12 protein-coding genes are annotated in these 12,137 nt (G+C 66.7%); 6 read left to right on the top strand and 6 right to left on the bottom strand.

What is annotated here, in order from left to right:
• Positions 1 to 68: 68 nt before the first annotated feature.
• The gene (locus tag HWX25_RS06235) at positions 69 to 761 is read right to left on the bottom strand and encodes a dienelactone hydrolase family protein (protein ID WP_175907729.1); all 693 of its coding nucleotides are present in this window, start codon (positions 759 to 761) and stop codon (positions 69 to 71) included.
• A gap of 270 nt (positions 762 to 1,031) precedes the next feature.
• Here HWX25_RS06235 and HWX25_RS06230 point away from each other — a divergent pair, with 270 nt between their 5' ends.
• Positions 1,032 to 2,111, top strand: coding sequence for a nitronate monooxygenase (locus tag HWX25_RS06230; RefSeq protein ID WP_175907726.1), 1,080 nt, complete (start codon positions 1,032 to 1,034; stop codon positions 2,109 to 2,111).
• A 420-nt stretch (positions 2,112 to 2,531) separates the two neighbouring features.
• Positions 2,532 to 3,674, top strand: coding sequence for a branched-chain amino acid ABC transporter substrate-binding protein (locus HWX25_RS06225; RefSeq protein WP_059816575.1), 1,143 nt, complete (start codon positions 2,532 to 2,534; stop codon positions 3,672 to 3,674).
• A gap of 101 nt (positions 3,675 to 3,775) precedes the next feature.
• Here the strand turns inward: HWX25_RS06225 and HWX25_RS06220 are convergent, their stop codons facing one another.
• Complete coding sequence (locus HWX25_RS06220) at positions 3,776 to 4,990, bottom strand: MFS transporter (RefSeq protein ID WP_059816578.1); 1,215 nt, start codon at positions 4,988 to 4,990, stop codon at positions 3,776 to 3,778.
• A gap of 274 nt (positions 4,991 to 5,264) precedes the next feature.
• On the opposite strand from HWX25_RS06220, the gene HWX25_RS06215 reads away from it, so the two are divergent.
• The 3 genes from HWX25_RS06215 (at position 5,265) to HWX25_RS06205 (ending at position 7,966) form a co-directional block, all read left to right on the top strand.
• Entirely contained in the window at positions 5,265 to 5,924 is a 660-nt protein-coding gene (locus tag HWX25_RS06215) for a pyridoxamine 5'-phosphate oxidase family protein (RefSeq protein ID WP_175907724.1), read from the top strand.
• A 355-nt stretch (positions 5,925 to 6,279) separates the two neighbouring features.
• Positions 6,280 to 6,573 (top strand): H-NS histone family protein, encoded by a 294-nt coding sequence (locus HWX25_RS06210; RefSeq protein WP_006491875.1) that lies wholly within the window; start codon positions 6,280 to 6,282, stop codon positions 6,571 to 6,573.
• Positions 6,574 to 6,808: 235 nt separating this feature from the next.
• Positions 6,809 to 7,966 (top strand): cation diffusion facilitator family transporter, encoded by a 1,158-nt coding sequence (locus HWX25_RS06205; RefSeq protein ID WP_059533450.1) that lies wholly within the window; start codon positions 6,809 to 6,811, stop codon positions 7,964 to 7,966.
• Between the two features lie 27 nt (positions 7,967 to 7,993).
• Here HWX25_RS06205 and HWX25_RS06200 read toward each other — a convergent pair whose 3' ends face one another.
• From HWX25_RS06200 to HWX25_RS06190, 3 genes are all read right to left on the bottom strand, one after another.
• Complete coding sequence (locus HWX25_RS06200; RefSeq protein WP_006477376.1) at positions 7,994 to 8,464, bottom strand: Lrp/AsnC family transcriptional regulator; 471 nt, start codon at positions 8,462 to 8,464, stop codon at positions 7,994 to 7,996.
• Between the two features lie 79 nt (positions 8,465 to 8,543).
• Positions 8,544 to 9,203, bottom strand: a complete 660-nt coding sequence (locus HWX25_RS06195) for a hypothetical protein (RefSeq protein WP_059452651.1) — start codon at positions 9,201 to 9,203, stop codon at positions 8,544 to 8,546.
• A complete protein-coding gene (locus HWX25_RS06190; protein WP_175907722.1) occupies positions 9,200 to 9,844 on the bottom strand; it encodes an MBL fold metallo-hydrolase in 645 nt (214 codons plus the stop codon). The genes HWX25_RS06195 and HWX25_RS06190 overlap by 4 nt, the downstream gene beginning before the upstream one ends.
• 661 nt (positions 9,845 to 10,505) lie before the next feature.
• On the opposite strand from HWX25_RS06190, the gene HWX25_RS06185 reads away from it, so the two are divergent.
• On the top strand, positions 10,506 to 11,117 hold the full coding sequence (locus HWX25_RS06185) for a septal ring lytic transglycosylase RlpA family protein (RefSeq protein ID WP_175907720.1): 612 nt from the start codon (positions 10,506 to 10,508) through the stop codon (positions 11,115 to 11,117).
• A gap of 95 nt (positions 11,118 to 11,212) precedes the next feature.
• On the opposite strand, the gene rsmI is transcribed toward HWX25_RS06185, so the two are convergent.
• Positions 11,213 to 12,091: a 16S rRNA (cytidine(1402)-2'-O)-methyltransferase gene (gene rsmI / locus HWX25_RS06180; protein WP_175907718.1), complete on the bottom strand. Its 879-nt coding sequence runs from the start codon at positions 12,089 to 12,091 to the stop codon at positions 11,213 to 11,215.
• Positions 12,092 to 12,137: the final 46 nt, after the last annotated feature.

Below are 12,137 nucleotides of genomic sequence, written 5' to 3'. Positions count from 1 at the left end.
GTTGTGACCCGTGGCGATGAAAGGAGGATAACGCGGGCCCGACGCGCCGGGCCCGCTGCCGGCCGCCGTTACGCGTGCTCGGCGAGGAACGTGAGCGTGCGGCCGTGCGCGAGCGCCGACGCGCGCTGGTTGTACGACGCGCGATCGGTGCAGTTGAAGCCGTGTTCGGCGCCCGGATACAGGTGGAACGACGCGTTGTGGCGGCCCGCGAACGCGGCCTTCACCTGCTCGACGGCGTCGAGCGGGATTCCGTGGTCGTTCTCCGCGTAGTGGAACAGGATCGGCTGCGTGATCTTGCCGGCGAGGTCGAGCGCATTCTGGATGCCGCCGCCGTAATAGGCGACCGCCGCATCGACCTTGCCGGCCGCGGCCGCGCGATACGCGAGCTGGCCGCCGAAGCAGTAGCCGATCGCGGCGACCTTGCCGGCGGCTTCGGGGCGCGCGCGCAACGCGTCGGCGGCCGCGCCGATGTCCGCGATCGCGAGACCGACGTCGGTCTTCTTCATCAGCTCGATGCCCTTGTCGCGATCGGCGCCTTCGTAGGTCAGCTCGACGCGCGGCTGCGTGCGCCAGAACACGTCCGGCGCGAGCGCGACGAAGCCGTCGGCCGCGTACTGGTCGGCGACCGCGCGGATGTGCGAGTTCACGCCGAAGATCTCCTGGATGATGATGACGGCGGGGCCCTCGCCGCGCTTGGGCAGCGCGAGATAGCCGCCGAAGCTGTCGTTACCGGTCGGGATGTCGATCCATTGGGCAGTCACGTTGGAACTCCTGGCGAACGGGCGCGCGACATGCGCACCGCGGATGGAAAAAAGGGCGGCCTAGTGTGCCACCAATCCCGTGGCGCTGCAGCGCGCAAGCGGCGCGCCTGCCGGGTGTGCGCGCGTGTCGAATCCGCGTCTCGGACCTGCTTCTCGCGCAGCGATCGTTTCGATCTCGATTATTCATTTTTCGGCGCTGCGCCGCTTCGATAGAGTCGACGTGTCGGCCTTTACAAAGCGCTTTCGCACATCGTCATCGAAGGATTCGCCATGCCAGCCCGTGCATTTTCCACTCCGTTTTCCGAACGCTTCGGCCTGCGCCTGCCGCTCGTGCAGGCGCCGATGGTCGGCGCGACCACGGCCGCGATGGTCGCGGCCGCATCCAATGCCGGCGCGCTCGGCAGTCTCGGCGCCGGCGCGTTCGAGCCGGATCGGCTCGCGACCGAAGTCGCCGCGATTCGCGCGGCGACCGCGCGTCCGTTCGCCGTGAACCTGTTCGTGTTGCCCGAGGCCGCGCCCGACGCGGCGACCGTCGCACGCGCGCTCGCCGCGATCGATCCGTTGAACGCGACGCTCGGGCTGCCGCCGGGCACCGCGCCCGCGCGCTACGCGCCCGACTTCCGCGCGCAATTCGACGCGCTCGTCGCACTGCGCGTGCCGGTCGCGAGCTTCACGTTCGGCGTGCTCGACGCGGCCGACGTCGCGCGCCTGAAGGCCGCCGGCACCTACGTGATCGGCACCGCGACGCACGTCGCCGAAGGGCGCGCGTGGCAGGCGGCCGGCGCCGACGCGCTGTCCGCGCAGGGCGCCGAAGCGGGCGGCCATCGCGGGACCTTCATCGGCTCGGCCGACGATGCGCTGATCGGCACGCTCGCGCTGGTGCCGCAGCTCGTCGATGCGACCGGCCTGCCCGTGCTCGCCGCGGGCGGCATCATGGACGGCCGCGGGATCGCCGCCGCGCTCGCGCTCGGCGCGCAGGGCGCGCAGCTCGGCACCGCGTTCCTGACGTGTGCGGAAAGCGCGATCGCGGCGGACTGGAAAGCGCGACTGCTCGCGAGCGCCGATACGTCGACGCAGGTCACGCGCGCGATCACGGGCCGCCATGCGCGCGGATTGCGCAATACGCTGATGACGCGGCTCGGCGAACGCGTGGCCGACGCCGCGCCGTATCCGGTGCAGAACGCGCTGACCCAGCCGCTGCGCCAGGCCGCCGCGCGCGCGGACAACGGCGACTACCTGTCGCTGTGGGCCGGGCAGGGCGCGCCGCTCGCGCGACGGCGCGCCGCCGCGCTCACGACGTCGCAACTCGTCGACGCGCTCGACGCCGAATGGCGCGCGACGGCCGGCTGACCGGCTCGTATCGAAGCGAGAAAAGCGCGTGTTGTCACGCGCGTTTCATTCAATGATCCCGCGCACAAAATACCGAATCGAAATGACGCGGGAATGCTTTGAATCAACCTTTCATCCGGCCGTCCGAGATTAGCGGAAACCCTTATCCGGTGGGGCTCGCGGCGATATTCGAGCATTCATTCCAAAGCGCCCATATCGGTAGTGTTACCACTACCCCAAAAAAGTCCCACAAATTAATTTGATCACCTACACTTGCGCGCAAGTACGGGCGGGCGGCCGCTACAAGCGACTGTTTCCCTACGTGCTTGAGGCCAAGTGCATGAACGATGCAACCGGCGAATCGTCCAGTGAATGCAAACACAGGGATGGCAGCGGGGCACCGGGCGATGGCGTTTATTGGGACCGAAACTGGAGACTTACATGAATATCAAGATGCAAAAGCTGTTGCCGATCACCGCAGCGGCGATGCTGTGCGCTGCAGCTGCAAGCAACGCGGCCGCCGATCAAGTCGTCAAGATCGGCCACGTCGCGCCCTTGACGGGCGGTATTGCACACCTGGGCAAGGACAACGAAAACGGCGCGCGTCTCGCAGTCGAGGAGATCAACGCCAAGGGTCTCACGGTCGGCGGCCAGAAGATCACGCTGCAACTCGACCCGCAGGATGACGCGGCCGACCCGCGGCAGGCCACGCAGGTTGCGCAGAAACTCGTCGACGACAAGGTCGTCGCGGTGGTCGGCCACCTGAACTCGGGCACGTCGATCCCGGCTTCGAAGATCTACAGCGATGCGGGCATCGTGCAGATCTCGCCGTCGGCGACCAACCCGGCTTACACGCAGCAAGGCTTCAAGACCACGTATCGCGTGGTGGCGACCGATGCGCAGCAGGGCCCGGCACTCGCGAACTACGCGCACTCGAAGGGCATCAAGAGCGTCGCGGTGGTCGACGATTCGACCGCATACGGCCAGGGCCTCGCGAACGAGTTCGAGAAGAAGGCGAAGGCGCTCGGCCTGAAGGTGATGTCGCACGACGCGACGAACGACAAGGCGGTCGACTTCCGCGCGATTCTGACCAAGATCAAGGGCGAGAATCCGGACGCGATCATGTACGGCGGCATGGACGCCACCGGCGGCCCGTTCGCGAAACAGGCGAAGCAGCTCGGCCTGCGCGCGAAGATCTTCGCGGGCGACGGCGTGTGCACGGAAAAGCTGGCCGACCTGGCCGGCGACGCGACCGACAACGTCGTGTGCTCGGAAGCCGGTGCTTCGCTCGAGAAGATGGCGGGCGGCGCGGCGTTCAAGGCGAAGTACGAGAAGCGCTTCGGCCAGCCGATCCAGATCTACGCACCGTTCACGTACGACGCCGTGTACATCATCGTCGATGCGATGAAGCGTTCGAACTCGACGGATCCGGCGAAGATTCTCGCGGCGATGCCGGCGACGAACTACTCGGGCGTGATCGGCACGACGACCTTCGACTCGAAGGGCGACCTGCAGCACGGCGTGATCTCGCTGTACAACTACAAGAACGGCAAGAAGTCGCTGCTCGACGAAGTCAAGATGTAAGCTGAAAAGCGGCCGACAGAAGGGGTAAAGGCGCGCCTGCGGCAACGCAGGCGCGCTTTCTTTTTGGCGAATCTGCAGCGGGTGGCGGGCCCGCCGCGCGGTCAGATCTTCAGATGCGCGAGCACCTTCGGCGCGACGGCCGCGACGAGCGCCGCGCACAGCGCGACGACCGACAGGCCGACGGTCAGATTCACGGCCTGCGCGACCGCGCCGATCACGACCGGACCGAACAGCAGTCCGAAATACGCGAGCCCGGCCACGTGCGCGAGCCCTTCGGCCGCATGGATGCCCTTCACGCGCGCGGCGGCGGCGAACAGCACGGGCATCATGTTCGCGAGGCCGATGCCCATCAGCGTGAAGCCCGTCAGCACGGCGATCGGGTTCGGCAGCAGCAAAGCGCCGATCATCCCGGCGCACGCGAGCGATGCGCTCGCGAACACGAGCTGCGGCGCGCCGAAACGCGCGCGCACCGCGTCGCCCGCGAATCGCGCGACCGCCATCCCGCCGGAGAATGCTGCATAGGCCGCGCTTGCGAGCGCGGGGCTCGCCGCGACGACGTCGCGCATGTAGACGGTCGCCCAGTCGTACATCGCACCTTCGGCGATCAGCGCGATCAGCGCGATGCCGCCCAGCATCCACAGCGCGGGTGAACGCCAACGGTTGCCGCCGCCGTGCGCGTGCTCGTGATGCGGCACGTGCGGCAGCACGGCCGGGCTCGCGACGAGCAGCACCGCCGCGCCGACGGCCGCCGCGAGCGCGAGATGCACGGCCGGTGCCATGCCGGCCGACAGCAGCGCGCCGCCGGCCGCCGCCCCCGACATCCCGCCGATGCTGAACATCCCGTGCAGCGACGACATGATCGGCTTGCCGAGCGCGATCTCGACCGCGCTCGCCTCCGCGTTCATCGCGACGTCGAGCGTCGCCATCGAGAAGCCGAACAGCGCGAGCACGACGAGCAGCATCCAGTAATCAGGCACAACGAGGATCAGCGCCGCGCATGCGGACATCACGAGCCCGCCCGCGAGGCACGCGGTGCGCGAGCCGACGCGCGCGATCCAGCGCGCGATCGTCAGCATCGCGGCGATCGAGCCGCCCGCGACCGCGAACAGCGCGATCGACAGCAGCCCCGGGCTCAACGCGAACTTGTCGCGCACGGTCGGCACGTGCACGCCCCACGACGCGTACATCATGCCGGCGATGAAGAACAGTGCCATCGTGGCCGTGCGTGCACGCTGGCGGACCGGCAAGGCCAGCAGGCGATGCGCGTCGGGCGGCGCGGCGAAGTCGGACGAGGATCGGGAGGAGGTTTCGGACACGGAGCGCTCTTGAATGGACGATGCGCGGGCGCGTCGCGCCCGTCGGATGGGTCCGATTCTATCGAACCGCTTACGGTCTTGCCGGCGCGCTGGCCGTTCGGCCGATCACGCTTCGGCGCGCGCCGCTTGCGCGTGCCGCGTCGGCCATTCGGCGGATGCCCGGCGGGACGCCGCCGCGGGTAACATCGGTGCGCAGGCGGCGTGCCCGAAGCGTTCCAGTGCGGCGCGTCATCGCCACCGTTGCCGCCCAGGCTTTTCGACCGCAGGAGTCACCGTGAACATCGATCCCGCCCTTGCCCTGCACCTGCTGCACCGCTGCGCGCTCGGCACGCTCGCGACCCACGCGCGCGAACCGCAAGGCTTTCCTTATCCGACGGTCGTGCCGTTCGCGCCCGACGCACATCATCGCCCGGTGATTCTCGTGAGCGGCCTTGCCGAACACACGCGCAACCTCACCGCAGATCCGCGCGCGGGATTCCTCGTCGTCGACGCGCCGGACGGCGACGTGCTGAACGCCGAGCGCGCAACGCTGCTCGGTCGCTTCGTGCCGCTCGGCGACGATCCGCATGCCGCCGCGCGCTACACGCGCTACGAGCCCGATGCCGGACGCTACCTCGCGCTCGGCGACTTCACGTTCTGGGCGCTCGACATCGAGCGGCTGCGCTATATCGGCGGATTCGGCCGGATGGGCTGGGTGGACGGCACCGGTCTCGATGCGCTGCCGCCGCTCGGGTTCGACGACGAGCGGGCGTTGTGGGATGCGTACGACTCGAGCGATGCGCGCCGCGACGGGCTCGACCTGCTCGGCGTCGATCGCCACGGCGCCGACTGGCGTTGCGACGGCCGCCGCGTGCGCACGCCCTTCGATTCGGTGCCGGGCGACGCTGGTGCGTTGCGCGAACGGTTGATTGCCTGCGCACGGGATGTGACGTGACGCCGCGGATACAAATGTGTCTGAATAGCGCCACGCGCCGTACGATTTTCCTGAACTTGTCGTCGGATGAAAGCTTTGATTTTTTCTCATGCAGGGTAATTGCGTATGTTGATAGGCCTATTACCCGATCAGTAATGTCCTAATCTCTATGCAAGTGCGTGAAAATTTGAGAAAAGGCCGCAGCCGGTCAAAATGACATGCGTGAATTTCAATTGGCCTCGGGATTTTCATGAATCTCGCTTCTATCAAATCCTTTTTGTGCTAATCTCTGCCTTCGAAAATCCGAGGCACAAATATTCCATGAATGGTGAGCCGGCTGCAGACCGGCGCCATTGGTCATATAGAAAGGAAAACTATGTCTTCTTACAAGGACCTGCTGGCCCAGCGGGAGAAGCTGGAGAAGCAAATCGAAGAAGCGAAGTCGCGCGAATACGCCGAAGTGCTGAATGACGTGAAGCAGAAAATTGCCGACTACGGCTTTTCGCTCGCCGAACTCGGCCTCAGCCGCGCGAAGGCAGGCAAGGTCGGTCGTCCGCGCGCAGGCGTGGCAGCCAAATACCGCGATCCGGAAACGGGCGCGACGTGGTCGGGCCGCGGCAAGCCGCCGCGCTGGATCGCCGGCAAGAACCGCGAACAGTTTGCGATTTAAACGATCGTTTAAGTCGACGTCTCAAAAAGAGCCGCGCATCCGCCAGGAGCGCGGCTTTTTGCATTCTGATATCGGAATGTATGTGCGTTGTCATGAAAATGTCAGAAACGGGTGTGAATGAAAATGCAACCCGTTCGCATAAGCGGTTGATTTGAATGGAAAATTTCGTGTTAACGGAATGCCGCAAGCGCGTCGTTTGATAGAATTCCGTATCCCAACCGATATCTCGTATTTCATGTCCACGTTTTCCGACGACGCGCAAAGCGCAGATAAGCACGCGGTCGCGCGCAAGAGCACCCTCGTCAGTATTGTGCTGAATGTGGTGCTTGCGACGTTTCAGATCGTCGTGGGCGTGGTTGCGCATTCGCAGGCATTGATTGCCGATGGCATCCATTCGATTTCCGATTTGATCTCGGATTTTGTCGTGCTGGTTGCGAATCGCCATAGTGGTGCATCGCCGGATGCCGATCACAATTACGGACACAGCCGTTATGAGACCGTCGCGTCGCTGTTTCTCGGCGCGATCCTGATCGCCGTCGGTATCGGCATGCTCTGGCGTGCCGGCGATCGTCTCGTCAATCTCGAAAACATCCCGGCCGTCCATTTTTCCGCGTTGATCGTCGCGCTGACCGTGCTCGTGTCGAAAGAGGCGCTGTTCCGCTACATGCTGCGCGAGGCACGGCGCGTGCGTTCGGCGATGCTCGTCGCGAACGCGTGGCATGCGCGCTCGGACGCCGCTTCATCGCTCGTCGTCGCGATCGGCATCGTCGGCAGTCTCGCCGGCGTGCGGCTGCTCGACCCGATCGCCGCGGCGATCGTCGGTTTCATGGTCGCGCGCATGGGCTGGACGTTCGGCTACGACGCGCTTCAGGACCTGTCGGATCGCGCACTCGACACCGCCGACACGGCCGAGATCCGCGCGCTGCTCGAGGCGACGCCGGGCGTGCGCGACGTGCACGACCTGCGCACGCGCAAGATGGGCGATGCGGCGCTCGTCGACGCGCACATCCTCGTCGATCCGATGATTTCCGTCTCCGAAGGCCATTACATCGCGGAAACCGCGCGTGCGCGCGTGCTGCGCGACCCGCGCGTGCTCGACGCGCTGATCCACGTCGACCCGGAGAACGACACGGCGCGCCGTCCGGCGCTCGCGCTGCCGCCGCGTGCCGAGATCACGGCGCGGCTCGAGGCCGCGCTCGCGCAACGCGGGCTGCATCCGGCTGCGATCAATCTGCACTACTTGAGTACGGGGCTCGAGATCGACGTGACGCTGGACGCCGGCGCGGGTGATACCGATGCGGCGCTGGCCGGCCGGCTCGACGTCGACGCGCTGAAGCGGCAGTTCGGCGCGCGCCGGATCGGCTTCACGCGCGGGCTGCCCGCGCAGGCCTGAGCGGCGCGGGCGACCGCGGGCCGCGCGTTACAGCGGCAGTTGCGTGTCGAACTTGATTTCGCGCAGCACGACGCTCGTGCGCACCTGCGACACGGCCGGGATCTTGAAGATCCGTTCGTGCAGGAAGACGTCGTAGGCCTTGATGTCGGGGGCGACGATCTTGAGGATGTAATCGGCCTCGCCCGTCGTGCTGTAGCACTCGGTGACTTCCGGGCAGGTCGCGATCTCGCGCTCGAACTGCTCAACGCCGCCTTCGTTGTGACGGGTCAGGTGCACGTGCGCGAGCGCGCACACGTGCAGGCCGAGCTTCTCGCGATCGAGCAGCGCGGTGTAGCGCTGGATCACGCCGGACTGTTCCATGTCCTTGATGCGGCGCCAGCACGGCGTGCTCGACAGGCCGACCTGGTCGGAGATTTCCTGCACGGAACGGCGCGCGTCGAGCTGCAACAGGCGAAGGATTTTTTGCGAAAAGGAATCGAGCGTCACCTGCGCCTCCATGCGGCAGCTACAACACGCTGAATGTTAGAGGGCCGGGAAAGGAAAGGCAATCTGGCGGCGCGTCGCTGAGCGAGATTCGCTAATTTGCACGCGGATCCGTGGGATTTTGTCCCGCCCCCGCCTGTTCCGACCGATCGGTGTCGCCCACCGCGAGGCCCGCGAGCGCGGCCTGCTGGCGGCGCAGGTCGGCGAGCATGTTGCAGAACAGCGCGCCTTGCTCGATCGCGTCGTCGAGCGCGACGTGCGTGTGCGGATGATCGTCGAACCAGTGCTTCGGAAAGCGCGGCTTGATCGCCTTGCGGTACGGCAGGCCCGTCATCGCGAACGCGAGCGTCTTGATGTCGAGCGCCGACCACGAGAACGGGCAGCGTCCCGCGAAGCGCATCATGTACCAGAACATGAACGTGAAATCGAAGCCGGCCGGCATCGCGACGAACACCGGCTTGCCGGGCAGCGCCTCGACCCACTCGACGTACGCGACGAGCGCGGCCTCGGGCGCCTGCAGGTCGCGCCGGCACGCGGCCCACGCTTCCGGTTCCGTCTTCCACCACGCTTCCTGCACCGGATGGGCCTGCGCGCCGGGCAGCGTCTCGAGGTTCGCAGAGAACGTCGCGATCAGCTGCTTGTCCTCGGTATAGGCGGCCGACGCGAAGCTCAGCATCGAGTGCGGGCCGGGAATCGGGCCGTCGGCCTCGACGTCGGTGCTGACGTAGATTTCGGGGATGGCAGTCTGGTTCATCCGAACACCTTGTCGGACACGAACGGATTCGTGCGGCGCTCGTCGCCGAAGGTCGAGACCGGGCCGTGGCCCGGCACGAACGTCACGTCGTCGCCGAGCGGCCACAGCTTCTCCTTGATCGAACGCACGAGGTCCGCGTGGTTGCCGCGCGGGAAATCGGTGCGGCCGATCGAGCCGGCGAACAGCACGTCGCCGACGATGGCGACGCGATGCGCGCGGCTGAAGAACACGACATGGCCGGGCGTGTGGCCCGGGCAGTGATAGACCTCGAGCGTCTCGTCGCCGAACTGCACGGTGTCGCCGTCGCTCAGCCACTGGTCCGGCTCGAACGCCTCGGCGGCCGGGAAGCCGAAGCGCTGGCTCTGCATCGGCAGTTGCTCGATCCAGAAGCGCTCGTCTTCCTGCGGTCCCACGATCGGCACGCCGTAGTGCGTCGCGAGCGCCTTCGCGCCCGCGCAGTGATCGACGTGGCCGTGCGTGAGCAGCACTTTCTCGACCTGCACGTTCTGCCGCGCGATCTCCTGTTCGATCCGTTCGATGTCGCCGCCCGGATCGACGACGGCGGCGCGGCCGGTCTTTTCGCAGACGAGCAGCGAGCAGTTCTGCTGGAACGGCGTGACCGGAATGAGCGTGACTTTCATGGAGGCACCGGCGGCTAAAAGGAGCGATTGTACCGGTCGCGCGCGCTGCCTGCCGCCTCTGCGGCGCGGCGTCGGACGCGCTGCTCAGGGCAATCCCGGAGCATTCCGATTGTTACAGCCATAGTGAGAATCAATGGTCCGGAGGGGGCGCTTTTCGAGCCGGGGTTTTGGTTTATGTATAATGCCGCCCATTGCGCGTGAATTTCACGCAATTCGCTGGTGTTTCGGCCCCGTTAAAAAAAGGGGTGTCGGATCACCGTCAAGCATCGACCGCCGGGGAGTCCGGCGGTGTATCCAGCACCGAGCATTCGGTGCTCACGTCTTGTCCGGCCGGGTGCTGCGCGCCCGTTCTGCGGCCCTGCTGCCGCACCGCCGGATGAGGCCTGTGCCGCCGTTCCTGTGCGTTGGCAGTACGCAGCGCGCGCGAACTTGAAGCCATGTTCGATGGCGGCATGTGGGGTCTGGTCAGGCTGCCGGGGACAGGTTGCGCCAGACGTGAAAACTAATCAGGACGGTTGCGGCAGAGACGAAAGCCGCGCCCATGCTAGCCGCCTGCTCGCGTAGCCGAGCGGGGCGTGCACGCATTTGCCGTCCGGGCCGCATACCTGCGTTGTTGAGCAGCGTTGTATCGGTGCGGCCCGAACCAGAAGGCGACACGTCGATGAACTTTCGATTTCCGACTCGATTCGGGACCATTGCATTATTTTTTGCGCTGACGGGCTGTGCGGTGCCACCCAGCCAGACCACCAGCAGCGCCAACCAGAAGAACGCGGTCAGCAAGACGGCCGCTGCCGCGAAAGCGGATGACGACAAGCAGCAACTGAATTTCGATTCCGCGCTGGCATCGATGCCGCCTGCCGACAGCAAGGACGCGAAGAAGTCGTCGCTGGCGGACGCCGAGCCGATCGACGGCAAGGACGTGTCCGACTTCCGCCAGACGGGCCGGGCATCGTGGTATGGCCGGGATTTCCACGGCCGCCGCACCGCGAACGGCGAGCGTTTCAACATGAACGCGCTGACCGCGGCGCACCGCACGCTGCCGCTGTCGTCGTACATCAAGGTGACGAATCCGTCGAGCGGCAAGTGGGTCGTCGTGAAGGTCAACGATCGCGGGCCGTACAAGCGTGGCCGCGTGCTCGACCTGTCGTACGCCGCCGCCAAGATGATCGGTCTCGTGCATGCCGGCACGGGCCGTGTGAAGATCGAAGGGCTGTCGCCGCAGGAAGCGCGCGAGGCGCGCGACGAAATGTTCGCGTCGCTGTCGTCGAAGTAACGCGGCGGTTCGTCCGCTCATGCAAAAGGGCTGCCCTCGGGCAGCCCTTTTTCGTTTCCGCGTGCCGGGCGGTGGACGCCGCCCGCGCTCGCGCGTCAGCCTTCCTTCAGCGCCAGGGCGCGCGCATACAGCGCGTTGCGCGATGCGCCCGTCAGCGCGGCCGCGAGCTTCGCCGCGCTCTTCACCGGCACTTCTTCCAGCAGCAGCTTCAGCAGCGCGTCGTGCGCGGTGTCGTCGGCTTCGCCGACGTCGGCCGGCGCGCCTTCGACGACCAGGACGAACTCGCCGCGCTGGCGGTTCGCATCGCCGGCGAGCCAGCTCTGTCCTTCGGCCAGGGTGCCCTGGAACAACTGCTCGTGTAGCTTGGTGAGCTCGCGTGCGATCAGCAGCCGGCGCGCCGGGCCGAACGCGTCGGCGAGGGCGGCGACGGTGTCCGCGATCCGGTGCGGCGCTTCGTAGAACACCAGCGCGTACGGGTGCCGCACGAGCGCCTGCAGCGCGCTCGCACGCTGCTTCGGCTTCGGCGGCAGGAAGCCCGCGAACGTGAACGCGCCGGCCCAGTCGCCGGTCACGCTCAGCGCGGTCACGGCCGCGCTCGCGCCCGGCAGCGGAATCACCGGGAAGCCGGCCGCGCGCACGGCGTCGACGAGCCGGGCGCCGGGGTCCGAAATGCCGGGCGTGCCGGCGTCCGACACGTACGCGACGCGTTCGCCGGCGCGCAGCAGCTCGATCACGCGCAGCGCGGCTTCGCGCTCGTTGTGCTCGTGCACGGCGACGAGCGGTTTCGAGATGCCGTAGCGGGCCAGCAGCTGGCCCGTGTTGCGGGTGTCTTCGGCCGCGATGCGGTCGGCGAGGCCGAGCACGTGCAGCGCGCGCAGCGTGATGTCGGCGGTGTTGCCGATCGGCGTCGCGACCACGTAGAGCGCGGCGTCCGGGTAGTGCTGCGTTTGCGCAAGTTCGAGGAGGGCAGTCATGGCAGGCAATGCGCGCAATCGCGGCGCAAGCGGAACAAGGACGGCA

This window comes from Burkholderia sp. BCC1640 (genome assembly GCF_902833125.1).
Classification (GTDB): domain Bacteria; phylum Pseudomonadota; class Gammaproteobacteria; order Burkholderiales; family Burkholderiaceae; genus Burkholderia; species Burkholderia diffusa.
The sequence above is the reverse complement of the archived record's forward strand: the minus strand, read 5'-3'. Positions and strand labels throughout refer to the sequence as shown.